21 protein-coding genes are annotated in these 23,389 nt (G+C 69.6%); 7 read left to right on the top strand and 14 right to left on the bottom strand.

Annotation, left to right across the window (positions count from 1 at the left end):
- Positions 1-67: 67 nt before the first annotated feature.
- Entirely contained in the window at positions 68-274 is a 207-nt protein-coding gene (locus tag ACWDR7_RS02205) for a hypothetical protein (RefSeq protein WP_449853305.1), read from the top strand.
- A 71-nt stretch (positions 275-345) separates the two neighbouring features.
- Here the strand turns inward: ACWDR7_RS02205 and ACWDR7_RS02210 are convergent, their stop codons facing one another.
- Together ACWDR7_RS02210 and ACWDR7_RS02215 are read right to left on the bottom strand one after the other, a co-directional pair.
- Positions 346-714 (bottom strand): hypothetical protein, encoded by a 369-nt coding sequence (locus tag ACWDR7_RS02210; protein ID WP_449853306.1) that lies wholly within the window; start codon positions 712-714, stop codon positions 346-348.
- Positions 715-763: 49 nt separating this feature from the next.
- Positions 764-1,102 carry a hypothetical protein gene (locus tag ACWDR7_RS02215; protein ID WP_449853307.1) on the bottom strand — a complete coding sequence of 113 codons (339 nt, stop codon included), beginning with the start codon at positions 1,100-1,102 and terminating at the stop codon, positions 764-766.
- Positions 1,103-1,399: 297 nt separating this feature from the next.
- On the opposite strand from ACWDR7_RS02215, the gene ACWDR7_RS02220 reads away from it, so the two are divergent.
- Together ACWDR7_RS02220 and ACWDR7_RS02225 are read left to right on the top strand one after the other, a co-directional pair.
- The gene (locus ACWDR7_RS02220) at positions 1,400-1,894 is read left to right on the top strand and encodes a hypothetical protein (RefSeq protein WP_449853308.1); all 495 of its coding nucleotides are present in this window, start codon (positions 1,400-1,402) and stop codon (positions 1,892-1,894) included.
- Positions 1,895-1,944: 50 nt separating this feature from the next.
- Positions 1,945-2,439, top strand: a complete 495-nt coding sequence (locus ACWDR7_RS02225; protein WP_449853309.1) for an N-acetyltransferase family protein — start codon at positions 1,945-1,947, stop codon at positions 2,437-2,439.
- Between the two features lie 21 nt (positions 2,440-2,460).
- Here ACWDR7_RS02225 and ACWDR7_RS02230 read toward each other — a convergent pair whose 3' ends face one another.
- Positions 2,461-3,540: a DNA polymerase IV gene (locus ACWDR7_RS02230; RefSeq protein WP_449853310.1), complete on the bottom strand. Its 1,080-nt coding sequence runs from the start codon at positions 3,538-3,540 to the stop codon at positions 2,461-2,463.
- 96 nt (positions 3,541-3,636) lie between these two features.
- The gene (locus tag ACWDR7_RS02235) at positions 3,637-4,296 is read right to left on the bottom strand and encodes a transglycosylase family protein (RefSeq protein ID WP_449853311.1); all 660 of its coding nucleotides are present in this window, start codon (positions 4,294-4,296) and stop codon (positions 3,637-3,639) included.
- Between the two features lie 227 nt (positions 4,297-4,523).
- Here ACWDR7_RS02235 and hrpB point away from each other — a divergent pair, with 227 nt between their 5' ends.
- The gene (hrpB, locus tag ACWDR7_RS02240) at positions 4,524-7,070 is read left to right on the top strand and encodes an ATP-dependent helicase HrpB (RefSeq protein WP_449853312.1); all 2,547 of its coding nucleotides are present in this window, start codon (positions 4,524-4,526) and stop codon (positions 7,068-7,070) included.
- 62 nt (positions 7,071-7,132) lie between these two features.
- On the opposite strand, the gene ACWDR7_RS02245 is transcribed toward hrpB, so the two are convergent.
- The 4 genes from ACWDR7_RS02245 to map form a co-directional block, all read right to left on the bottom strand.
- Positions 7,133-7,876: a formylglycine-generating enzyme family protein gene (locus ACWDR7_RS02245; RefSeq protein ID WP_449853313.1), complete on the bottom strand. Its 744-nt coding sequence runs from the start codon at positions 7,874-7,876 to the stop codon at positions 7,133-7,135.
- A gap of 34 nt (positions 7,877-7,910) precedes the next feature.
- On the bottom strand, positions 7,911-8,324 hold the full coding sequence (locus ACWDR7_RS02250) for an iron chaperone (protein WP_449853314.1): 414 nt from the start codon (positions 8,322-8,324) through the stop codon (positions 7,911-7,913).
- A 99-nt stretch (positions 8,325-8,423) separates the two neighbouring features.
- A complete protein-coding gene (locus ACWDR7_RS02255) occupies positions 8,424-8,897 on the bottom strand; it encodes a hypothetical protein (RefSeq protein WP_449853315.1) in 474 nt (157 codons plus the stop codon).
- Positions 8,898-9,061: 164 nt separating this feature from the next.
- Positions 9,062-9,841 (bottom strand): type I methionyl aminopeptidase, encoded by a 780-nt coding sequence (map, locus tag ACWDR7_RS02260; RefSeq protein ID WP_449853316.1) that lies wholly within the window; start codon positions 9,839-9,841, stop codon positions 9,062-9,064.
- 45 nt (positions 9,842-9,886) lie between these two features.
- On the opposite strand from map, the gene ACWDR7_RS02265 reads away from it, so the two are divergent.
- Both ACWDR7_RS02265 and ACWDR7_RS02270 read left to right on the top strand, forming a co-directional pair.
- The gene (locus tag ACWDR7_RS02265; protein ID WP_449853451.1) at positions 9,887-10,153 is read left to right on the top strand and encodes a helix-turn-helix domain-containing protein; all 267 of its coding nucleotides are present in this window, start codon (positions 9,887-9,889) and stop codon (positions 10,151-10,153) included.
- Positions 10,154-10,222: 69 nt separating this feature from the next.
- Entirely contained in the window at positions 10,223-10,915 is a 693-nt protein-coding gene (locus ACWDR7_RS02270; RefSeq protein WP_449853317.1) for an esterase/lipase family protein, read from the top strand.
- A gap of 29 nt (positions 10,916-10,944) precedes the next feature.
- Here ACWDR7_RS02270 and ACWDR7_RS02275 read toward each other — a convergent pair whose 3' ends face one another.
- Positions 10,945-12,429: a DUF222 domain-containing protein gene (locus tag ACWDR7_RS02275; protein ID WP_449853318.1), complete on the bottom strand. Its 1,485-nt coding sequence runs from the start codon at positions 12,427-12,429 to the stop codon at positions 10,945-10,947.
- A 286-nt stretch (positions 12,430-12,715) separates the two neighbouring features.
- On the opposite strand from ACWDR7_RS02275, the gene ACWDR7_RS02280 reads away from it, so the two are divergent.
- Entirely contained in the window at positions 12,716-13,009 is a 294-nt protein-coding gene (locus ACWDR7_RS02280; RefSeq protein WP_449853319.1) for a cupin domain-containing protein, read from the top strand.
- A 194-nt stretch (positions 13,010-13,203) separates the two neighbouring features.
- Here the strand turns inward: ACWDR7_RS02280 and rpsA are convergent, their stop codons facing one another.
- The 5 genes from rpsA to ACWDR7_RS02305 all read right to left on the bottom strand — a co-directional run bounded on the left by rpsA (position 13,204) and on the right by ACWDR7_RS02305 (position 23,300).
- Entirely contained in the window at positions 13,204-14,667 is a 1,464-nt protein-coding gene (gene rpsA / locus ACWDR7_RS02285) for a 30S ribosomal protein S1 (protein WP_449853320.1), read from the bottom strand.
- Positions 14,668-14,954: 287 nt separating this feature from the next.
- Positions 14,955-17,084: a hypothetical protein gene (locus ACWDR7_RS02290; RefSeq protein ID WP_449853321.1), complete on the bottom strand. Its 2,130-nt coding sequence runs from the start codon at positions 17,082-17,084 to the stop codon at positions 14,955-14,957.
- Positions 17,085-17,158: 74 nt separating this feature from the next.
- Positions 17,159-20,260, bottom strand: coding sequence for a type I restriction endonuclease subunit R (locus ACWDR7_RS02295; RefSeq protein ID WP_449853322.1), 3,102 nt, complete (start codon positions 20,258-20,260; stop codon positions 17,159-17,161).
- On the bottom strand, positions 20,260-21,567 hold the full coding sequence (locus tag ACWDR7_RS02300; protein WP_449853323.1) for a restriction endonuclease subunit S: 1,308 nt from the start codon (positions 21,565-21,567) through the stop codon (positions 20,260-20,262). The genes ACWDR7_RS02295 and ACWDR7_RS02300 overlap by 1 nt, the downstream gene beginning before the upstream one ends.
- Complete coding sequence (locus tag ACWDR7_RS02305) at positions 21,564-23,300, bottom strand: type I restriction-modification system subunit M (RefSeq protein ID WP_449853324.1); 1,737 nt, start codon at positions 23,298-23,300, stop codon at positions 21,564-21,566. The genes ACWDR7_RS02300 and ACWDR7_RS02305 overlap by 4 nt, the downstream gene beginning before the upstream one ends.
- Positions 23,301-23,389 lie beyond the last annotated feature (89 nt).

A 23,389-nucleotide genomic window follows, 5' to 3' on the forward strand; every position in this document is an offset into this window, starting at 1 on the left:
CCCGCGGCTACCGCAACCGGCACAACTACCGGCTCCGCATGCTCCTCGCCGCCGGCGGACTCACCCCATGACCCCCACCGGATGTCCGAAGAGCCGCTTATCGCCCCCGGCTCGGCTGCTGCGAGTTGCGGCGGGCACGCTGACGGCGTCGACGACCCGGCAGAGCAACGCGAAGAGCATGACGGCGGACAGCGCGGCGAAGCAGGCGACTGTGGGTGCGATGCGTCAGTGCTCCACGCTGGTCGTCATCATGACGACCAGCGTCGCACTGTGATGCTCGTCCGCGACCCCTTCTCCCCCGCTGGGCGCGGCACTGCGCCGTGCGGCACGCCGCGGCGTGTTCACTCACGGCCCTCGCGATGGCATCGATGAGCTCGGGCAGTGGCTCTGCGGATGTGTCTGCCTCGGCGTCGACAAGCCCGAGTCCCCGAGCCGGTTCACAATCGCGCGCTTCGCGTCCTCGCGAGCGCATTCGGCGGGCAGCGCGAACGCCAGCACGTCGAAGTCGCGTTCCTCGAATCCTGGGACGGTCGCCCTCACGCGACCGAGCGACGGATCCCAACTCGTCAGGTGCATGTGCACCCGCAGCTCGGGATCGTAGCCGGTGCCGCCGACGTGAGCGACGCTGCCGTCTGCCGTGTCCATCCACACGTACAGCCACGAGCCGGTCGGCTGGATCCGGCCCCGGCGAACGGGGATGATGCGCGGCTGCATGGATCGACCGTACCGGCGTGGGGACAAGGTCGCCCGACTGCCGTGCCGCTCAACCCTGGCCGGGCAGGCCCCACATCCCGCCGCCGGGTGGTGTCGGGCAGGTGGCCGACTCCGTGAGGGCGGCGATCTCGGCCCTCACCGCGACACCGTCGCTCGTGCTCACCACCGTGTAGACGATCCCCTGCTGGGATCGATCAGCGGGCGTGTAGCCGACGGTCGCCGCGTCGCTCGGAGAATCGGTCGGCACCGGGCCCACCGCGGTCGTGACCAGGTCCGCGGTGGGATTCGCCATCAGCCAGTTGGCCGTGTCGGCGATGCTCATGTCCGGGATCGTCCAGTACGCCTCGAGTTCCTCGATGGGGCCGCACGGCCACCCGGTCCACGACATGAACGTTCCGATTCTCTCCTCGGACGGCGTGGCTCCCGGCGGAAGCGTCGCCGCGTCGAGCCACGCCTGCGCCTGCGCAGCTGCGTTCGTCGTCTCCGTGCTCGGGCTCGGGGCCGGCGCCGGCGTCTCACCGGCCGCCGCGCCTCCCCCGCCATGGGCGCTCGTGGCGCAGCCTGACAGGGAGAGCGCTAGGGCCAGCACACTCGCGACATGAGCCGGGCGAATCCGCATGGCGCCCACCATAGTGCCCACGAGGTTCCGAGGTGGGAACTGCCCTGCTCCCCCTACGCTCCTCGTATGACGGCGCCCCGGACCCCGCGAGCCCACGCGATCGCTCTCGTCGGCACGACCCTCGTGGTCCTCTACGCGGCGTTCGCCGCCCTGCAGATCCTCGTGCTGAACCCTCTGGCCGCCGTGCCGGGCAGAAGCCTCGCGGAGATCCAGGCGGACATGGCGGCCGCCGGCGAGCCGACCGGCGCCGTGCCGGCGTTCATCGTGCTCGGGATCGGCGTAGCACTGGCGCTGGCGTTCCTGGTCGTCGTGTTCTGGCGCGGTGAAGCCAGGCCGGGGGCAGCGCTGCTCGGCTACGCGCTGCTGCTCGCGTGCGGCGCGCCGGCCTACTTCTTCGCGTCGCTCGGGGCGGGGATGTCGCTCGCCGACACGTACGGCATCTCGGGCGGCGACCACGCGCCGTGGGCGAAGATCCTCTACCTCGTCAGCGCCGCCGCGCTGGTGGTCGGCGCGGTCGGCGCGGCGAGGGGTACACGGCGGCGCGGTCTCGAGGCCGCCTGACGCGCTCGCGATCCGCGTGCACCCCTCGCACGCGCTGGCAGGATGAGCGCATGACGTTCACGATTCGACAGCCCGCACCGCCGGATGCGGCGGCGATCGCGGATGTGCACGTGGGGTCGTGGCGCGAGGCGTACGGGCACCTCCTGCCCGCGGATTTCTTCACCGAGGAGTATGTCGCGGGCCGGCGCCGTATGTGGGACCAGGTGCTGAGCACCCCGCGTGACGACGTCGAGGTGCGGGTCGCAGAGAGCCGGGACTCGATCGTCGGGTTCGCCTGGGTCGGGCCCACGCTCGAGGCCGAGGGTGCCACTCCCCCACGCGACCGGCAGCTGTACGCGATCTACGTACGTGCCGCCCACCACGGCACGGGCGCCGGCCAGGCGCTGCTCGACGCGACCCTCGGTGACGCCCCCACGATGCTCTGGGTCGCGAAGGCGAACCCGCGGGCGATCGCCTTCTACACCCGAAACGGGTTCGTCTTCGACGGCGCCGAGCAGAGCGACCCTCGCACGCCGGAACTCGCCGCCCTGCGCATGATCCGCTGACCCATCCTTGGCCGGCTGCCCTCACAGGCGCCCGCGCACCGGGGTGCGCTCGGCGGGGTCGCCGGCGTCGGGCATGGCCATCTCGGCGCGGACGCCGAGCAGCCGGATCTCGCGGTCCTCGAGTCGGTCGCACAGGGCGACCGCCGCCGACACCACGTCCTCCGCACGCGTCGTCGGCGCCGGCAGCTTCCGTGCGATCGTGCGGGTCTCGAAGGGCGCGTACCGCACCTTGAGGTGCACGCGGATCACCGGGCGCCCCTCCTCGGCGCAGTCGGCTGCGGCCTGCTCGGCCAGCCGGCGCACCGCCTCGCGCACCTCCCCCGGCGTGGTGAGGTTGCGCTGGTACGTCGTCTCGCGGCTGTGGCCCCGCGCGATCCAGGGTGAGTCGTCGACGACACTCGGGCCGATGCCCCGCCCGAGCTCGTGGTACCAGACGCCCATCTTGGGCCCGAACTCCGCCACGAGCTGCGGGGGGTCCGCGTCGGCGAGCTCGCGCACGGTGCCGATCCCGAGCGCCGCGAGGCGCTTCTCGACGCGCGAGCCCACGCCCCACAGCGCGCGGGTGGGCCGCTCCCCCATCACCTCGAACCAGTTCTCGGCGGTGAGGCGGAAGACGCCGCGCGGCTTGCCGAACTCCGTCGCGATCTTCGCGCGCACCTTGTTGTCGCCGATTCCGACTGTGCAGTGCAGGCGCGTGGCCTCCCACACGGCCGCCTGGGCGCTGCGGGCCACGCCCTCGGGATCGGCGGTGCGCACGCCCAGGAAGCACTCGTCCCAGCCGAGCACCTCGAGCACCACGCCCGGCAGCGCGCGCAACGCCGCCATGACCTCGTGCGAGGCGGCGTCGTACGCCTCCCGGTCGACGGGAAGGAACACGGCATCCTCGGGCGCCTTGCGTGCCGCGATCTTCAGCGGCATGCCCGATCCGATGCCGTGGACGCGGGCCTCGTACGAGGCGGTGGAGACGACGGCGCGCTCGGTGGGATCGCCCCGGCCGCCGACGATGACCGGGCGCCCGGCGAGCTCCGGGCGGCGGAGCACCTCCACTGCCGCGATGAACTGGTCCATGTCGACGTGCAGGACCCAGGCGTCGTCGCGCATGCCACGAGTGTGGCGCGTCGCCGATCGCGATGCCAGGGGCAGAGAAACGCCCCGCGGGCGCCGCCGGTGGGGCGGGCACCCACGGGGCGCGGGGCGTCAGGACGTCGGGAGGACGAGCTCCTGGCCGACGGTGATGACGTCGGGGTTGTCGATCGTGTCCTGGTTGACGGCGAAGACGCCGAGCCAGCCGCTGTCGAGCTCGTGCTCCTGCGCGATCTCGAACAGCGTGTCGCCCGCCTCGACCGTGTAGGTCTCGTCGGACGGCTCGACGTCGGGCAGCGTGTAGGCCGGCTCGGGCGCGGCCTGCTGTGCGGGCTGCTCGGCGGGCGTCGCGGCCGGAGCCTCGGCGGGCGCCGGAGCGGGCGCGGCCTGGCTCGGCTCCGCAGAGCCCGAGGCGCCGATCTGCGCCGAGCACGACGGCCACGCACCCCAGCCCTGGGTCGCGAGCACGTTCTCCGCGACGCGGATCTGCTCCTCGCGGGAGGCGTCGGCGGGGTTGCCGCTGCCGCCGTTGGCCTGCCAGGTCGACATCGAGAACTGCAGGCCGCCGTAGTAGCCGTTGCCGGTGTTGATCGACCAGTTGCCGCCGGACTCGCACTGGGCGAGGGCGTCCCACGTGGCGCCGTCGGCCGCGTTGGCGGCCGTCGGCATCAGCACGGCGCCGGCCAACGCGGCGCCCGCGACGGCGAGGCCGCCGGTGGCGACACGCGCGGCGCGCGACAGGGACGGGCGGTTGGTGTTCTTCTTCGGGTTCACGCACACCTCCGTGGCCCCGTCTTCCCGCGTCGGACGCGGGCTCCGCCCGGCCGGAGCTGACTCGAGGTCATGGATGCGAGGGCTCTCGGGCGGATACGACGGCGGCCCTCGCGATGGGTCCGGCCACGATACGCACGGTTACGAAGAGGTAACGAACCGATCCAGCGTCTTGTCAGCGACCTGCCCCGCGATGCTCAGGTGCATCGGCGGCCTGAGAGGATGGCGCGGTGGCACCCCGCACGCACGTCTTCGACCTCGACGCGATCGGCGCGGGCCTTCCCGTGGCCGCCGCCCGCGCGGAGATCGAGGCCGCGCTCGCCGCCGGGGCCGCGGTGATCACGGCACCGCCGGGCACGGGCAAGACGACCTTCGTGCCGCCGCTCGTCGCCGGTCGCGTCGCCGGCCGGGTGCTCGTGACGCAGCCGCGTCGCGTGGCCGTCCGCGCCGCGGCACGGCGGATCGCCGAACTGGACGGCACCGCGCTGGGCGGCTCGGTGGGCTTCACCGTTCGCGGCGACCGCGCGGTCTCCGACGCGACGCGCATCGAGGTGGTCACCCCCGGCGTGCTGCTGCGGCGGCTGCTCGACGACCCGGCGCTGGACGGCGTGGGCTCCGTGATCCTCGACGAGGTGCACGAGCGCTCCCTCGACGGCGACCTGCTGCTCGGCATCCTCGCGGAGGTGCGCGCCCTGCGCGACGACCTGCTGCTCGTCGCCATGTCGGCCACCGTCGACGCCGACGCGATCGGGCGACTACTGGGCTCCGGCTCCCCCGCTCCCGTGGCGGACGTGCCGTCCGCGCTGCACCCGCTCACGGTGGAGTATGCGCCGGGCGACGCCCCGCGCCTCGGGCCGCGGGGCGTCACGCGCGAGTTCCTCGAGCACGTCGCCGCGACGGCGGTGCGCGCGCAGGCAGCGGCCGGCCACGACGCGCTCGTCTTCGTGCCCGGCGCGCGCGAGGTGGACGACGTCGTGTCGCGCATCCGGGCGCGCGCCCCCGGCGTCGAGGTGCTTCCGCTCCACGGGCGCCTCTCCCCCTCCGCGCAGGATCGGGCGGTCGGCGGGCGGCGGTCCCCGGCGGATCCGCCCCGGATCGTCGTCAGCACGTCGCTCGCCGAGAGCTCCCTCACCGTCCCCGGCGTGCGCCTCGTCGTCGACGCCGGGCTGTCGCGGGAGGTCCGACGGGACCGGGCGCGCGACATGACCGGTCTCGTCACCGTGAGCGCCTCGCGGGCGAGCGCCGATCAGCGCGCCGGCCGCGCCGCGCGCGAGGGACCGGGGCGCGTCGTGCGCGCCTACGCCGAGGCGGAGTACGCCGCCTTCCGTGCCGCGCACGATCCCGAGATCACCTCCGCCGACCTGACGGACGCGGCGCTGCTTCTCGCCGCGTGGGGCACGCCCGAAGGCCGGGGTCTGCCGCTGCTCACGGCGCCGCCGGCGGCGGCCATGACCCGCGCCCGCGAGGCACTGGCCGCGATGGATCTCGTGGACGACGACGGGCGCATTACCGCGGAGGGCGCGCGCGTCGCGCGGCTGCCGCTCGGCGCCCGGGAGGCCCGCGCCCTCCTGGGCGCCGCGCACGAGGGGATCGCGGCCCGCACGGCCGCCGAGGTCGTGGCGGCGCTGTCGGGCGACCACCGCGACCCCGGGGCCGACCTCGGCGGCCTGCTGCGTGCGCTGCGGCGCGGTTCGGCCCCCGGCGCCGAGCGCTGGCGGGCCGAGGCGCGTCGCCTCGAGCGACTCGCCGGGGCCGCGGCGGGGCCGGATGCGCCCGCCGACCCCGCCGGCGTGATCGCGGCCCTCGCGCGCCCCGAGTGGATCGCGCGCCGCGTGGGCGAGGGCTCGCGTGCGTACCTGCTGGCGAGCGGCACGCGCGCCGCACTGCCCGAGGGCAGCCCGCTGCTGGGCAGCGACTGGATCGCCGTGCACGACGTGCAGCGGGCCGAGGGGCGCGCGGCCGACGGCACGGGCGCGGTGATCCGGCTCGCGGCCGCGATCGACGAGGCAGCGGCGCTGCGGATCGCGCACGGGCTCGTGCGCACCGAGCGCCGCTCGGAGGTCGAGGGCGGCAGGCTCCGCGTGCGCGAGGAGCGCCGCGCGGGCGCGATCCTGCTCTCCTCCACGCCGGTCGTGCCCGGCCCCGGCGACGCCGCGCGGGCGTTCACCGCGGACATCCGGCGGCGCGGCCTCGCGGCGCTGAGCTGGACGGCCGACGCCTCGGCGCTGCGCGCCCGACTCGCCCTGCTCCACCGCGAACTGGGCGGTCCGTGGCCGGACGTGTCGGACGACGCGCTGCTCGACCGCCTGGGCGACTGGCTCGGCGGCGCGCTCGACGCGCTGGCCCCGGACGCACCCCTGTCGCGCGTGGACACGGCTTCGGCGCTGCGAAACCTCCTCCCCTGGCCCGAGGCCGCCCGCCTCGATGCCCTGGCGCCCGAGCGGCTCGAGGTGCCGTCGGGGTCGCGCGTGCGCATCGAGTATCCGGATCCGTCCGACCCGCAGGGCCCGCCCGTGGTGGCGGTCAAGCTGCAGGAGGTCTTCGGCCTCGCCGAGACGCCGCGACTCGTCGACGGCCGCGTGCCCGTGCTGTTCCACCTGCTCTCCCCCGCGCGGCGCCCGTTGGCCGTCGCGGGAGATCTGCGCTCCTTCTGGGCGGGCCCATACCGCGAGGTGCGCAAGGAGATGCGCGGCCGCTACCCGAAGCATCCGTGGCCCGAGGATCCGTGGACGGCGCCGGCGACCGCCCGCACGACGCGCGCCCTGCGGAAGGACTGAGGCGCCACGGCATATGCCCGAATTGGAATACTGAGCGCTCGGGATGCTTAAGAGCAGGACCCTCAGCGCCGCAACGGGGTCCAGCCGAACGGCACCGGCCCATCCCAGAGGGCGCGCTCCTCGTCGGCCCGCGCCGACCAGCCCTGCGCCTCGCCCTCGGCGTCGAAGCCGCCGCGGGCCACGCGGAAGCCGATGTCGTCCTGCTGCAGGCGCGGCGCGCCCCCGCGCCGGGTCGAGGCGCGCACGCTCCACTCCGAGTCGGCGAACCCGCCGCCGCGGAAGACGCGGTACTCGCCGTACCGCGCCGGGTCGAGCAGGTCCCAGCACCACTCCCACACGTTGCCGAGGGTGTCGAACAGCCCGTGCAGGTTCGGCAGCTTTCCGCCGACCTCCTGCGGATGCGTCACGCCGTCGCGCTCCGTCCAGGCGATATCGGCGAGCGGGCCGTAGTGCGGGCCCACCGACCCGGCGCGGCACGCGTGCTCCCACTCCGCCTCCGTCGGCAGCCGATATCCGTCGGAGTCGACGTGCCAGGTGACGTCCTCGCCCTCGAACGTGTAGGCGGGGTCGAGCCCCTCCCATTCGCTCGCGGCGTTGCAGAACGCGATGGCCCGCTGCCAGGAGACCTCCACGGCGGGGCGGCGCGGATGCTCGGCCGTGACGCCGAGCATCTCGGCGAGCTGGCCCTCGGTGACGGCGAACACGCCGATCTCGAAGGCCTCGAGCGTCACCGCGCGGCACGCCTTGCGCCGCGCGTCGTGCAGCGTGACCGTGCCGGCCGGGATCGAGGCGAGTTCCAGGTCCACCCGAGAACCCTACTCGCGGGCCCAGCCGGTCGGGTCAGGAGACGGCCTTGCGGATGAGCGCGGCCAGCAGATCCTCGTCGGCGGGCGTGAGCTGCGTGACGGCGAAGCTCACCGGCCACATCGTGCCCTCGTCGATCGCGGCGGCCTCGTCGAAGCCGACGGTCGCGTAGCGGGCCTTGAACTTCGCGGCGGCCTGGAAGAAGACGACCACCTTGCCCTTGCCGTTCTTCCATGCCGGCATGCCGTACCAGGTGCTCGCCGCGAGATCCGGCGCGTGCTCGGCGACGAGGTCGCGCACGCGCTCTGCGATCGTCCGATCCGCGTCCGGCATCTCCGCGATGGCCTCGGCCTGCGCCTCCGCGTCGTTCTTCTTCGGGCGGCGCCGCTCCTTCGCGGTCGCCTTGATCGCCTCCCGCTCCTCCGCGGTCAGCCCCTCGTCCTTCGCCATCGTGACTCCTCTCGTGTCGCTCGTCCCACACGCTACGCGCGGCGCCGCCCGGCCGCTTCTTGAATCCTGATCGGTCCGCGGCGCCCCGCGCTCCCGGCGTCAGGAGGAGGGCATCCGATCGGTGAGCACGATGATGCAGTTGCCGAAGTCGCGGTAGTCGTCCGGCGTCTGCGGATCGTCGTCGCCCTCCAGGCCGGCCTCGTGGAACGCGTCGTAGATGCTCTGCTCATAGGGCGTCAGCTCGTCGTCGTTGTCGCGCAGGCGCTCGCCGCTGTCGGATGTGAAGCAGAAGTGGACCGAGCCGTCCTTGCCCATCTCGTCGTAGCGGGCGCGAGTGGTGGTCAGCAGATCGCGGACGACGCCGCCCGCGACAACCTGCGGGGTCTCGAGGTTCACGTGGATCTGCTGGCAGAGCTGCTCGCAGCTGGAGCCGGAGCCGTAGACGTCGGTCACCCGGTAGTCGCGAGGCAGCTCCGCCGAGATGGCGGCCTCGAGGTCGTCGAGGTCCTGCGCGGAGAGGCGGTTGTCCAGGTCGAACAGGCCGCGGAAGCCGAGCACGGCGAGCACGACCACCAGCGCGGTGACGAAGCAGCATGGCGCTGCAGCCGATGCCCAGGCCGAGTGCCCACCCGTTGACCTTGCGGCGCGGCCGTGGCGGCGGCGGCGCGGGCGGTCGTACGGGAAATCCGTACTGCGTCACGCCTGGCTCATCTCGGTCCGTCCTCCCCTGCGGATCATCATGCCGGGTTTCGCGGGAGGGTGAGAACCTCGCATCCTTCCTCCGTGATCGCCACAGTGTGCTCGGTGTGCGCCGTGCGGGCGCCGGTGGCGCTGCGCAGGGCCCAGCCGTCGGGATCCACGACGAGTTCATCGGTGTCGGCCATCACCCACGGCTCCAGCGCGAGCATGAGGCCGGGGCGCAGCCGGTATCCGCGGCCGGGCCGACCGAGGTTGGCCACGTGGGGGTCCTGATGCATCGTCGTCCCGATGCCGTGTCCGCCGAACTCGAGGTTCACCGGATAACCCGCGTCCGTGAGCACGCCGCCGATCACGTGCGAGAGGTCGCCCACGCGCGCTCCCGGGCGCGCGACGGCGATGGCGGCGGCGAGGGCGCGCTCGGTGGTCTCGATGAGGTGCGCGCTCTCGGGATCGCGCGCCTCGCCCACGATGAAGCTGACGGCGGCGTCGGCCGCCACGCCGCGCAGCGAGACCGCGAGGTCGAGGGAGAGGAGGTCGCCGTCGGCGAGGCGGTAGTCGTGCGGGCGGCCATGCAGGACGGCGTCGTTCACCCCGGTGCAGATGTGATGGCCGAACGGTCCGCGCCCGAACGGCGGGGCGTAGTCGAGGTAGCAGGATTCTGCTCCCGCCTCGCGGATGAGCGCGGCCGTCCATCGGTCGATGTCGAGCAGGTTCACGCCCGGCGTCACGCGACGCCTGAGGGTCTGGAGGATGTCGCCGACGAGCGCGCCGGTATCGCGGGCGCGTCGCAGCTGGTCGGGGGTGAGGATCTCGATCATCCAATAACTATACCGGTCAAAGAATCCCGCTACCCTGGAGTCATGATGGTTCGCCTGCCCCTCACCCATGAGGACCTCGCGCGCGGAGAGCGCCTCGGCGCGGTGCTGCGGCGCGCCCGGGGCTCCCGTACGATCCTGGAGCTCGCGAGGGAGGCCGATGTCTCCCCCGAGACGCTGCGCAAGATCGAATCGGGCCGCGTGGCCACGCCGGCCTTCCCGACGATCGCCGCGATCGCCGACGCGCTCGACATCTCGCTCGACCAGATCTGGGCCGAGATGCGCGCGTCGGAGCCGGAGTCGCTCGCCTCCTGACCGGGCCTGGTCCTCCGCCGAGGTGTCAAGAGGTCGCGCGCTCGGCGCGCAGCGGAGAGGATGGCCACCATGCCGATCGCACCCGTGCCCGCCCTGCGCGCGGCCGGGTGGTGGGTCCGCGACTACGCATACGCCGCCGTCTGGCAGGCCCGCGCGTTCGCGAACCGCACCGATCCACGGCGGTTCCGCGCGGGAGGGCTCGCGCCGGTGCTCGTGATCCCCGGGGTGTACGAGACGTGGACGTTCCTGCAGCCGCTCATCGTCGCGCTGCATGAGCGGGGGCATCCGGTCCATGTCGTCGATCCGCTGCGGCACAATCGGCGGCCGGTCGCGACGGGCGCGCAGCTCGTGGCGGAGTACCTGGAGGCGCACGACCTGCACGACGTCGTGCTCGTCGCGCACAGCAAGGGCGGTCTGATCGGCAAGCATGTGATGGCGCTGACGCCGGCGGCCGCGCGCGTGCGCGGCATGATCGCGGTGGCCACGCCGTTCGGCGGATCGCGGTACGCCCGCCTGATGGTCTCGCCCACCCTGCGCAGCTTCTCGCCGCGCAATGCGACGATCCTCGCCCTCGCGCGCGAGACGACGGTCAACGCGAGGATCGTCTCGCTGTACGGCCGCTTCGACCCGCACATCCCGGGCGGCAGCGAGCTTCCGGGGGCGCACAACGTGATGCTCGAGACGGGCGGGCACTTCCGGATCCTGGCGCACCCGCGCGTGATCGCCGAGGTTGCCGCGATGGCCGAGCCCGCGGCCGGCTGAGGCGGGCCGCATCGCGCGCACACCGCGCATCAGAGCGAGGCGGATTCGGGCTCCGCGTCGCTTCCGGCAAAGCGGTCGTCAGCGGCGACGGTGGTCTCGGTGAACCGCACGCCCGATGTCGGTCGGCCGGTGTAATGGTGGCCGAGGGGGCTGGTCCATTCGAGCTCTCCCCCGCCGAGATGTCGCACCTGCCAGGGCGAGTGGTGTTTCAGCATGTGATGCCGCTTGCACAGGCTCTCGAGGTTGGTCACGTCGGTGGGCCCACCCCGAGAGTGCGGGTGGATGTGGTCGGCGTCGCACCGTCGGGCGGTCTGCCGGCATCCGGGGAAGCGGCAGTGCTCGTCGCGGGCCCGGAGGAACCGCCGCTGCGCCGCAGTGGGCGTGTAGTGATCGACGGTCAGCAGCGCCCCGGTGTTCGGGTCGAGGAACAGCCGCTCCCACGCGGTGACCTCGGCCGCGAGCCGGCGGGCCGTGGCCGGATCGATCGGCTCCCCGCCCGCCGTGGGGACGCCGCTCGGGCGCCGGGCGCCGCGGTGCAACCCGGAACTCCCGCGCCGCTCGTGCCGGTGCTCGCGCATGGAGTTGCCGGCAGTCATGCCGGGAACCGCGTGGGCGTGGATGCGGCCGTCGGTGAGGACGTGGGCGGGGATGGTGACGTGGATCACGCCACGCACCTGCGCGAGCACGTCCTGCCCGGTCCCGTCCTCGACGATGTGCCCGGTGGGTGCGCCGGCGAGCAGCAGGTCACACGCCAGGTCGGCGCGCAACTCATCGATGCGGCGCTTGTCGGGCCCAGCCGCCGCACCGGCACCCTCCCCCGTCCCCGCGTCCGTGTCGGCAGCCCGCCCGAAGGCGTCGCGCTCGGCGATCACCGTCCGCGCCATCGTGGTCAGCCGGTCGTGGATTCCCTGCACCAGCGGCACCGGTGCGGTCAGGCGCAGCTCGGCCATCCCGTCCTCCAGCGCCGTCACCCGCACACCCCGGCGGGCCCGGGCCGCCTCGTGGCGTTGCGCGAGGGACTCCTCCAGGAACGCGTCGGCGATCGCCCGGCACATCGGCTTGAGGCCCGCCACCGTCGCCTCCTCCGCCACCCCCAGCGCCCGGGCCTCGTACTCCCGCCGATCCGCGGGATCCCCGATCCGTGTGCCCTCGGCCACGATCACCGCGGCGTGACGGCCGGGCAGGCGGCCCTCCTCCACCTGCGCCAGCGTCGCCGGGAAGTCCCGCACCAGCAGGCCCGCATCCACCATCCGGTTCTCCACCGTCCGCGGCCCCTCCCGCAGCGCCGCGGCGACCTCCGCCGCCATCGACCGCACCGGCATGTCCCACTCCGGCGGGGCACCCGCCCGCTCCACCTGCCCGACCGCGATGTCCAACGCCCGGCCGAGCAGGCGCGCCTCCTCGGCCTCCAACCGCGCCCGCTCCGCCCGCACCACCTGCAGGCGCGACACGATCCGGCCCGCCTCGGCGCGCTCCGCCGCGGTGGGCTCCCAGAAGACCGTGTCTCTTTCCATGCATCAATTCTCCCAGCCACCACCGACAACCATCGAACATCTCTTCGAGATGTGGATAACTCGACGACCCACTCGCCAGGCCGATCTGGCGCGAGCCACGCGCCCGACGACCGCACCAACTCGCCGGTAGTGTGGCACCCGCGACGAGCCACTCGCCCACCGGACCCGACCCGAGGAGCACGCCATGCACCCCCTCAGCACCACGTCGATCAGGGCGGAGCTCGAGCACGTCACCGAGCACTGGACCCCGCGGGTCATCGGCCGCGTCAACGATCAGTAGATCAAGGTGGCCGAGCTGCTCGGCGAGTTCGTGTGGCACGCGCACGAGGACGAGGACGAGATGTTCCTCGTCGTGTCGGGACATCTGCGCATCCAGCTGGAGGGCGATGAGGAGGCCCGCTTCGGCCCTGGCGAGTTCTTCGTCGTCCCCCGCGGGGTCCGGCACAATCCCGTCGCCGACGAGGAGGTCGAGATCGTCCTCATCGAGACGGTCACCACCGCGCACACGGGCGATGTCGTCGTCGAGCGCACGGTGCCGCTCGACCGGCAGACCGACGCGTTCCGCGAGCGATCGTCGTAGGGGTCGCACGACTCCCGCCCGGGACTCCCCCGCCACCCGCGGCCCGCCATGCCCGATCCGGACTCGCGATCAACGACCCGCGGTCCGCACCCCGCGATCCTCACCCCACGATCCGCACCCCGCCACGATCCGCCCATATACGCCAAAAGGCCGGACCCCCGAAGGGATCCGGCCTCTTGAACTAGAGCGGCTGCTTACGCGCCGGCGAGCTTCTCGCGCAGAGCGGCGAGGGCCTCGTCGTCGGCGAGCGTGCCGGCACCGGCCGACTCAGAGCTGAAGCTCTGGCCAGCGGCGGCGGCGCCACCGAAGTCGTCGCCCGCGGCGGCCTCGGCCTCGAGCGCCTTGGCGACGAGCGCCTTGTGCTGCTCCCAGCGAGCCTGCGCGGCGGCGTACTCGTCCTCCCACTTCTGGCGGGCCTCGTCGAAGCCCTCCAGCCACTGGTTGGTCTCGGGGTCGAAGCCCTCGGGGTACTTGTACTCGCCGTTCTCGTCGTACTCGGTGGTCATGCCGTACAGCGCCGGGTCGAACTCGGTGCCGTTGGGGTCGACCATCTCGTTGGCCTGCTTGAGCGAGAGCGAGATGCGGCGGCGGTCGAGGTCGATGTCGATGACGCGGACGAAGACCTCCTCGCCGACCGAGACGACCTGCTCAGCGAGCTCGACGTGCTTGTTCGACAGCTCCGAGATGTGCACGAGGCCCTCGATGCCGTCGGCGACGCGAACGAACGCACCGAACGGAACGAGCTTGGTGACCTTGCCCGGCGTGATCTGGCCGATCGCGTGGGTGCGGGCGAAGACCTGCCACGGGTCCTCCTGCGTCGCCTTGAGCGACAGCGAGACGCGCTCGCGGTCGAGGTCGACCTCGAGGATCTCGACGGTGACCTCCTGGCCCACCTCGACGACCTCGCTGGCGTGCTCGATGTGCTTCCACGACAGCTCCGAGACGTGGACGAGGCCGTCCACGCCGCCGAGGTCGACGAACGCACCGAAGTTGACGATCGACGAGACGACGCCCTTGCGGACCTGGCCCTTGTGCAGGTTGTTCAGGAACTGCGTGCGCGTGGCCGACTGCGTCTCCTCGAGGAGCGCGCGGCGCGAGAGCACGACGTTGTTGCGGTTCTTGTCGAGCTCGAGGATCTTCGCCTCGATCTCCTGGCCGAGGTACGGCGTGAGGTCGCGGACGCGGCGCAGCTCGATGAGCGAGGCCGGCAGGAAGCCGCGCAGGCCGATGTCGACGATGAGGCCGCCCTTGACGACCTCGATGACGGTGCCGGTGACGACGCCGTCGTTCTCCTTGATCTTCTCCACGTCGCCCCAGGCGCGCTCGTACTGCGCGCGCTTCTTCGACAGGATCAGACGGCCTTCCTTGTCCTCCTTCTGGAGAACAAGCGCCTCGACGACGTCGCCGACGCTGACGACCTCGTTGGGGTCGACGTCGTGCTTGATGGAGAGCTCACGCGAGGGGATGACGCCCTCGGTCTTGAAGCTCACGTCGAGCAGAACCTCGTCGCGGTCGATCTTGACGATCGTGCCCTCGATGATGTCGCCGTCGTTGAAGGACTTGAGAGTCTTCTCGACCGCGGCCAGGAAGTCCTCAGCAGAGCCGATGTCGTTGATCGCGACCTGCTTGGTGGCCGGGGCGGTCGTTGCGTTAGTCATGTAGTTGGTTTGCCTTATGGGGTTGAAGTCGGGCCTCGGATCGGGATCCCTCACGGACGTGCGGGACCGCGGATGAACCGAAGCGGTCTGGTTGGTTGTCGTACGTCACCCGGTGGGCCTGCCCGGCGAGCACGCCAGACCCCACGCACACGCGTGACACTTCAGGTTACCAGAGGGAACGCGGGGGTTGGGGTGGGGTATTCCCGGACCTGCTTGGGCGGCCGTGATCACCCATGGGCGCACCCCACTCGCACATCCGTCGCTGCGCACTGTATGCGGCTGGATCCTCACAACTGGGGCAGGTCCACGATCAATCCTGTTAGGCCCGAGACGAGTCCCAGCCCTTCCATCACAACGCCGAGAATGGCACCGGTGAACCGTTCACTCGAGTTCGTGCACCACTTCGTCAGGCCCCAGCCGAGGCAAACTGCGCCGATTACAGCCCCCACGACGATTACCCAGGACCCCGCCCCCCAGACGCCGAGCACCACGCACAGCACGGCAACCGCGACCGAGGCGAGCCCTCCGAACGCCACGGCCGACGAGACAAGCACTCGACGCAACTGCTCCGATTTCCATGCGAGTCGCTCGTTGACAGTACTCAATTCGCTCTGCTTGTCACGAAGCTCGGACTCGCGTGACACGAGCTGTTCTGTCGCAAGACGCTCCTTCGCCAGTGCAAGCTCCTCGCGCTCTCGCGCCGCAACCTTCGACAGCTCGGCCGTTCGCACCGCATTTGCCGTCATCACATTCACGCGCTCCACCCGAGCGCCAAGAACCTCGGCCGCCAAGGATGTTGTCGTGCGGTTCGACGCTGACGCCAGGGCGCTATCGAGCGTAAGTTGAGCACGCCGAATGTCGGTCGCCGAGCCTCGCCCGCGGGGACCGACCTTGAGCGCGAGCTCATATGCAGTGTCGAAGGGGAACCGGGAGGGCAGTAGCCACATTGCCTCGTCAATCAGCTGAGAGGCAGCGGCCTCCGCTAGAGCGACCACCTCGGCGGGTCGAACAACCGCAGAAGCCAGCGTGGACCATTGAGACAGCGTCATCGTCAGTGGCACCCTGTCGTGACGAACCAGCTGCTGATATGCGGGGGCAAGGTGCCGGTCAGGAGTGATGATCCACCCGCCGGGCCACTTGCTATCGGCAGACTCGCGTCGTCGGCGCCGCCATATCATTGCCATCGACTCGGCATCTCGCTCTACCGCACGATCCGAACGGCGGCGCGAGTTTCCGAGGTCGTCGCGCAGCGCCTGTTCGCACTGGTCGACGCGTCTTCTGTCGCCATCGTTGTGGTGATGTCGGACCACCACTCCAAGTTCTTCGAGCAGGGATTCTACATTACTCCCCGCCCGAATCATGTCATGCGGGTGCCGGTACTTTCGCTCGCGGTGGGCCTCCAGCCAGTACGTGGGCAGCTCTTCGGAGGTGAGCGACGCTATCCACTCAGCGCGCAGCCCATTCTTGTGAGCCTGCTCGAAACCGCGCACGAGGTTCGGCACTTCGCTCTCTAGGAGTACTTGCAACTCGTCGATGGAGTGGCGAGCGACGACAACCTCCCAGCCCGCGTCCACCGCTGACGTGATCGACCTAGCAACAGCTTCGCTCACGCGCGAGGGTCCAACTAAGTCAAGCAAGACCGGAGTATCCAGCAGTGCCCTCTGACCGTTCGGGAGACCGAGTTCGTCAATCACCGCGGCAGAGTCACGGCCCGCAACATACGAGTGAAGCACGCAACCCGTCGTGATGTGGTGAACGAGCTCATTCGCAAAAGGATCGACAGGATCGAGAGCCGCGATGGCTGCCGCCTGCAGGAAGTCACGAACAGCCGAGTCCGAGGCGACGTCGTCGATCATGGCTGCGACCACAGCTCGGTCAATCGTCTTCGGCGAGAGGAGCTTTCCGGCGCGCTGCTGAACGCGACCAAAGTACGCGTCTTGTGCGGCGGTGATGCCAGAGATAAGAGCGCGAACAATAGCGTCCAGCCAAAGCTCCGCTCGCGCCGTCGAGACGTCAGCACCGCTGTCCTCATATGCCATGCGTCGTAAAGTTGCGACAGCCTCGGCTCTATGGGCCGACACCCACTGTTCCTGCTCCTGTATCTCGCGGAGCCCTTGTCCGGTGAGTCCCCAAAGCTCCACCCCTCCGATGCCGGATGTGCTCATTACGACGTCAATCTCGGCACCCAGCTCGAGCGCCTCGTGAACGACAGTCTGATCGACACGAGCTCCCGGCCACACGCGTTCGATCACGGCAGCAACTTCACCCAGAGTCTTACCGCCGTGCTTCATCGCATGGCAGGCTGCAGCGAGAATCAGGTCCGCTTTGGTCGCAGCTCGCTCAACGGAAACGAGCTGGTGCACCGCGCCAACGAGCGCATATCCGTCGTCGAGCAGCGTGTGATCGTTCTCGTCCACATAACTCGGCTCGGGTTGAGAAGTTCCGGCGGGTCCCGACGTCACCGACCACCCCGGCTCCCGCGCTCCGGCTGTCACGCCGCCTCACCCCTCGCCGCCTCGTAGAAGTACCGCAGCAGCGCCTTCTTGACCTGGGCTGTCGCGGGGTCCGTGCTGAAGAAGAAGTCCACCAGCTTGGCGTGAGACTCGTGCGTGTCCGTGACCGCGGCCGTGAGGGCGTCTTCAAAGTCGGGACTATCGGCGAACTGGGTCGGCGTGTTAGTCCGCGCCTGTGTGACGAGCTGCTTGTCGTCCAGAAGCGACTGGGTGACCTCCTGCAGCCAGGACTCGTTGTGCGCGTCGGGATGGCCGAAGCGCTCGTTCAGCAGCTGCAGCACCTCGGCCAGCGCGACCATCTTCGGGTCCCGTGCTTCACCGCCACCGACGCCGACCGGCTTGAGCGCCTCCCCGCCCGTGAGTGAGACGTCGACCTTGCCCTCGTCGCGCAGCTGGAGCTTGGTCAGCTCGATGTCGGAGAAGTCGATGCCGGGGATGAGCTGCTCGGTGCGAAGGTGTGGTGCCAGCAGGCGGAGATAGATGTGCTTCTTCGCGATGTCGGTGTCGCCGTAGTCGAATACCTGGCTCATGAAGTCGTAGAGGCGGATGAACGAGCCGACGTCCTTGCGGAAGAGTTCGAGGAGCTCGCGCTCGACCTTGTCGTCGCTGTCGACCGCCGCCTGCCAGCGCCCACGGAAGCGGTCCTTCGCTGGTCCCAGCACCGCGGCGAGCTTCGAGTTCACCTTCGAGCCGGCGCCGACGCCCTCGGTGAGCATGACGTTCACCGTCTGCTCGACCTCGTCCTGCGTGTAGATCCCCGCCATGTCGAGCTTCGCCAGCAGATCGTGCACGAGGTTCGGATCGGTCGTCTCCTCGACGTGCGCGCCGACGAAGTACGGCTCGAAGGCGGCTTGGATCTCCTTCGGGTCGTTCACGAAGTCGACGACCTGCGTCATCGACGCATCCTTGACGACACCACCACGCGTGACGTGCGTGCGGTTGAGGCGCGAGAGCGTCTGCACCGCGGTGATCCCCGACAGCTGCTTGTCGACATACATCGCGCACAGCAGCGGCTGGTCGAAGCCGGTCTGGAACTTGTTGGCGACGATCATCACCCGGCAGTTCTCGTCGCGGAACGCCTCACGCAAGTCGCCGGCGCCGGGATTCATCGACGCCTCGGTGAACTCGTCCGGGCCCGACTCCTCGTCGACAACGGATCCGCTGAACGCGACGAGGGTCTTGTAGCCGAGGCCCTTCTTCGCGATGTACTCGTCGATCGCCAGCTTGTACCGGACGGCGGCCTTGCGGGACGGGGCGACGACCATCGCCTTCGCCTCGCCCTCGAGCAGGTGAGCGACGTTGCGGGAGAAGTGCTCGACGATGACGGCGGCCTTCTGCGAGATGGTCTGCGGGTTCACCCGCACCCACTGCATGATCTCCTTCGCCGCGCGTGCCTGGTCGACCTCGTGGTCGCGCCCGCCCGCCGCCTTCTCCCCCAGCTCGAAGATCATCTTGAACGAGTGGTAGCCGCGCAGCACGTCGATGATGAAGCCCTCTTCGATTGCCTGCTTCATCGTGTACAGGTGGAAAGGCTCGGGCTTGTCGCCGCCGTCGGGCACACGCCCGAACAACTCGAGCGTCTTGGACTTCGGCGTGGCGGTGAAGGCGAAGAACGAGATGTTCTCGCTGTTGGCGCGCTCGCTCATCTCGGCCGCGAGCACCGCCTCGATGTCGATCTCACCGCCGTCCTCGAGTTCCTTCGCCTCGTCGGCACTCAGCACGGCCTTGAGCTTCGCGGCCACCTGACCCGACTGCGACGAATGTGCTTCATCGGCGATGACGGCGAACCGCTTGCCCTTGAGCCCCTTGTTCTTGCGGACCTCTTCGAGCACGAACGGGAACGTCTGGATCGTCACGACGATGACGAGCTTCCCCGTCGCGAGTGCCTGCGCGAGCACGCCCGACTTCGACGTGCCGGCCGCCCGGGTCGTCTTCTCGTCGACGGTGACGACGATGTCCTGCTTGTCGAGCTGGCGGACGGCGTCCTGCAGCTGTGCATCGAGCACGGTGCGGTCGGTGACGACGATCACCGAGTCGAAGACCTTCTGGTTGTCGACCTGCAGGCGTGCCATCCGGTGCGCGGTCCAGGCGATCGAATCGGTCTTACCGGATCCCGCGGAGTGCTGGATGAGGTAGCGCTTGCCGACGCCCTCCTCGGCGACCGCGGAGCCGAGCTTCTCGACAGCCTCCCACTGGTGGAACCGCGGGAAGCGCAGGCTCGCGGTCTTCGTGGTCTTGCCGGTCTTGGGATCGATGCGGCTCTCGTGCTTCACGTACATGAAGCGGCCGAGGATCGCGAGCAGCGCGTCCTTCTGGAACACGCGCTCCCAGAGGTACCAGGTCTTCCAGCCGTCGGGGTTCAGCGGGTTGCCGGCGCCGCCGTCCTCGGTACCGCGGTTGAACGGGAGGAAGTGCGTGCGCTCACCGTCGAGCTTGGTGGTCATCCAGACCTCGTCCTCAGAGACGGCGAAGTGCACGAGAGCGCGCGTGCCGAAACCGAGCAGCGCGTGAGTCGCGCCGTTCTTCTCCTTGGGCAGTCGGTCGCGCTTGTACTGGTTCTTCGCGTTCTCGATGGACTGCGTGTTCTCGGTCTTCAGCTCGGCGGTGGCGACCGGCAGCCCGTTGACGAAGAACACCAGGTCGATCGAACGGTTGTCGCCGGGCGCGTAGTGCACCTGGCGCACGACGCGCAGCCGCATACCCTCATACTTCTCGAGAGCGGCGGCGTTCAGCGTGGTCTCGGGCTTGAACTGCGCCACCTGCAGCTGGCCGGAGTTCAGGAACTTGAAACCGTTACGCAGCACGTTGAGTGTGCCACCGCCGGCAGTCATCGACTTGTCCAGTTCGGCAGCAAGCCTGTCGAGCAGCTGTGCCTTCTGTTTCTCGACGTCCTTCGACTCGAGCTTGATCACCCGGGCGAGCGCGTCGGGGTTCGCGGCCTTGAGCCAGGCGAAGACGTCCTCGGGGTAGAGCGCTCGGGTGCGGTCGTAGCCCTTGTCGTCGCGCGAGTAGAGCCAGCCGTTCGCCTCGAGGTACTCGCAGATCTCGCGCTCGTACTCGATCTCGTTGTGCTGTGCCATCACGCCGCCTTCCACACGTCGATCTGTCCGGTCACCGCGGCGGTGATCAGCGCCGCGCGCCGCTCCTGCGAGAGCTCGATGAGGCGCTCGGACTTCTGGATGAGAGTGTCTATCGCGGCGGTTTGCTCCAGGATCGCGCTGCCGATCGCCCGCTGTTCGTCAATTGGAGGCAGCGGCCACGGAAGGTTCGCCAACTCCTCACGGTTGACTTTAGGCATCTTGACGCGCATGGAACGCTCCGTCACGTAGTCCAGTACGGGCTGACTCAACATGTAGAAGAGCCCGAAGGTCGGATCGACAGCCGCCGACAGGGTAATCGGGTACATATCCGCGCTGCAGAGGCAGTCCAGCGGCGCGATCACGGCTTTATTCAGGGCCGGGCGAATCTTCGAGTACACGAGCTCACCACGGCGAACACGGTACTTGTTGGAGTCCGCGCCCTGGTCCGCAACGGTCTCGGTAGCAAGCAACCGGCCAGTACCACTCTCGACATGATTGGGTGCAATGAGGATCTCATTCGACCACCTGGGATCCGCCGGGTCCACCATTTCCGCCGCGATGTGCGCGACGAACCGAAAACGCGACAATTGCCAATGGGGGGGGATCTTATCCAGCCACCGATTCGCGACCGGCTTAAGCGGAGATGCGCCAACGCCATGTGTGACGGTTCTCGTAATTACGGCGGTACGGCGCTCGCGGAGAGTGGCGATGAGGTGCTGCTGCCTGGCGATCAGGGTGTCGATCTGCGCGGTCTCACGGTCGAGGAAGTCCGCGATCGCCCGTTGCTCGTCACGCGGCGGAAACGGGATCTTGATTCGATTGATGTCGCGCTGGAATAGGTGTGGGACACCCATCCCATCGCGCAGCCGCCGAAAAATTGACTGAGCATACTGGCTCGCAATCACCCAATACAGAAACCGGCCTTCAAGCGAGGGCTTCGGCGTGATCACCGCGATCGAGCCGTTCACCGTTGCAGGCTCGGGCAGCTCGCGGACTATGTTCACCGTGCCGATGGTCGAGCCGTCCTTCGTAAGGAGGATGTCCCCCTCAGAGAGCATGATCTCGGGCGATTCCTCGTATCGTTCCTTCGAGATTCGCGCTGCACCGAGGAAATCGATGTCGCTCCCCTTGATGTTTGGGGTCGAGAGCATTGGGTGTCCCCCAATCTCGACATACTCTGAAGCGGTCAACCCTTTCCACCCAAGACGCGCACGTACCCAGGCTTCCCGGCCAATCGACCGCTCACCCCAATCCGCAGGAAGACGCCCCAGCCACTCAAGAGCCGTGGAACGGAATGAGCGGCTCACGCCTCCACCTCCCGCAGGAGATCCAGGATCTCGGCGATCTGCTGCTCGAGGTCGCGGTCGATCTCCTCGAGCGGGCGCGGCGGGGTGTAGGTGTAGAAGATCCGCGTGAACGGGATCTCATAGCCGACCTTCGTCTTGGCGGTGTCGACCCATGCGTCCGGGACGTGCGGGGCGACCTCGGCGGCGAAGTAGGCAGCGATCGTTTCATCACGTCCCCCGTCGCCCAGGGTGTTACCGCCGTACGTGAAGGGCACGTTCTCGGTGTCGCGCTTCTTCGCGTCGGGCTTGGGCTTGCCCTTGCGGTCGCGCACGACTTTGCCGTTCTCGTCGAGCAGCGGACGCTCGACGGTGATGGTCCAGTACCCGAACTCGTCGGTCCGGAGGATCTTCGACCTCTCGCCGTCCTCGAACGCGTCGTAGAGCTTCACGATCTCGTCACGCTGCTCGGCGCTGATTTCGCGGCGCTTGGATCCCATGCCCTTGCGCATCTTGACCCACATGCTCGTGGCGTCGATGAGCTGCACCTTGCCCTCACGTTCGGGCTTCTTCTGGTTGTCGAGGATCCAGATGTAGGTGGCGATGCCGGTGTTGAAGAACATGTCGGTCGGCAGCGCGACGATCGCATCGACGAGGTCGTTCTCGAGCAGCCAGCGGCGGATCTCGCTCGGCCCGGATTCCGCCGCGCCGGTGAACAGCGGCGATCCGTTGAGGACGATTCCGGCCCGTCCCCCACCGTCGTACCGCGGGCGCATCTTGTGCGCCAGGTGCGTGAGGAAGAGCATCTGCCCGTCGCTGATGGGCGGGAGGCCGGGAGCGAAGCGGCCGGCGGCGCCGGTCTTCGCGCGCTCGGCCTTGACCGCGGCTTCGCTCGCCTTCCAGTCCACGCCGTAGGGCGGGTTGGACATGCAGAAGTCGAAGGTGCGGTCGTAGAACTTGTCGTCGGCAAGGGTGTCGCCGAGGCGGATGTTGTCGACATCCTGCCCCTTGCCGATCATGTCGCTCTTGCAGATCGCGTAGGACTGATCGTTGATCTCCTGGCCGTACAGACGCAGGCGCGCGTTCGGGTTGCGCTCGTACAGGCGCTCCTCGGCGACGCTCAGCATGCCGCCGGTTCCGGCCGTCGGGTCGTAGATCGAGCGGACGACACCCGGCTCCATGAGCGTGTCGCTCTCCTCCGCGAAGAGCAGATCGACCATGAGTCGGATCGCGTCGCGCGGCGTGTAGTGCTCGCCGGCCTCCTCGTTGCTGGCCTCGGCGAACTTGTAGATGAGGTGCTCGTACAGGTCGCCCATCGCGGCGTTCGGCACGGCATCGGGGTGCAGGTCGATCTCGGCGAACTTTGACACCACCAGGTAGAGCCGGTTCTTCTCGGCGAGCTTGTCGATCACCTGTTCGAAGCCGAACCGCTCGAACACGTCGATGTTCGCGGAGAAACCGGCGACGTAGTCGATGAGGTTCGCCCGCAGCCCCTCGGGGTCCTGCAGCAGCCGAGCGAAGTCGTACTGGCTCGTGTTGTAGAACGCGAGCCCGGTCTTCCGCTTCACCTGCGCGTCGAGCACACCGCCCTCGAACTTCGCGGCCAGCTCGCGCATCGTGTCGCGCTGGCCGTCCATCATGCAGTCCAGACGCCGCAGGATCGTGAACGGCAGGATGATCCCGCCGTACTGATTCGGCTTGTAGACCCCACGCAGCTGGTCGGCGATCGACCAGACGAAGCTCCCCAGGTTGCTCAACTTGCTCCTTCTCGCCGAGATTTTGCACGCCGCGGCACATCTGCCCGGGTGCATATGGATACTTTCATAGGCGTCGGACATTCGGGGGC

Source organism: Microbacterium sp. NPDC003461, from assembly GCF_053588335.1.

What these genes read in the sequence shown, in the direction of transcription:
- ACWDR7_RS02215 (WP_449853307.1), bottom strand. Translation starts at nt 1,102, where the DNA reads ATGTCGTGGACCGGGTGGCCGTGCGGCCCCATCGAGGAACTCGAGGCG.
- rpsA (WP_449853320.1), bottom strand. Translation starts at nt 14,667, where the DNA reads ATGACTAACGCAACGACCGCCCCGGCCACCAAGCAGGTCGCGATCAAC.
- ACWDR7_RS02205 (WP_449853305.1), top strand. Translation starts at nt 68, where the DNA reads ATGACCCCCACCGGATGTCCGAAGAGCCGCTTATCGCCCCCGGCTCGG.
- ACWDR7_RS02210 (WP_449853306.1), bottom strand. Translation starts at nt 714, where the DNA reads ATGCAGCCGCGCATCATCCCCGTTCGCCGGGGCCGGATCCAGCCGACC.
- ACWDR7_RS02230 (WP_449853310.1), bottom strand. Translation starts at nt 3,540, where the DNA reads ATGCGCGACGACGCCTGGGTCCTGCACGTCGACATGGACCAGTTCATC.
- map (WP_449853316.1), bottom strand. Translation starts at nt 9,841, where the DNA reads ATGATCGAGATCCTCACCCCCGACCAGCTGCGACGCGCCCGCGATACC.
- ACWDR7_RS02220 (WP_449853308.1), top strand. Translation starts at nt 1,400, where the DNA reads ATGACGGCGCCCCGGACCCCGCGAGCCCACGCGATCGCTCTCGTCGGC.
- ACWDR7_RS02295 (WP_449853322.1), bottom strand. Translation starts at nt 20,260, where the DNA reads ATGGCACAGCACAACGAGATCGAGTACGAGCGCGAGATCTGCGAGTAC.
- ACWDR7_RS02265 (WP_449853451.1), top strand. Translation starts at nt 9,887, where the DNA reads ATGGTTCGCCTGCCCCTCACCCATGAGGACCTCGCGCGCGGAGAGCGC.
- ACWDR7_RS02275 (WP_449853318.1), bottom strand. Translation starts at nt 12,429, where the DNA reads ATGGAAAGAGACACGGTCTTCTGGGAGCCCACCGCGGCGGAGCGCGCC.
- ACWDR7_RS02250 (WP_449853314.1), bottom strand. Translation starts at nt 8,324, where the DNA reads ATGGCGAAGGACGAGGGGCTGACCGCGGAGGAGCGGGAGGCGATCAAG.
- ACWDR7_RS02270 (WP_449853317.1), top strand. Translation starts at nt 10,223, where the DNA reads ATGCCGATCGCACCCGTGCCCGCCCTGCGCGCGGCCGGGTGGTGGGTC.
- ACWDR7_RS02225 (WP_449853309.1), top strand. Translation starts at nt 1,945, where the DNA reads ATGACGTTCACGATTCGACAGCCCGCACCGCCGGATGCGGCGGCGATC.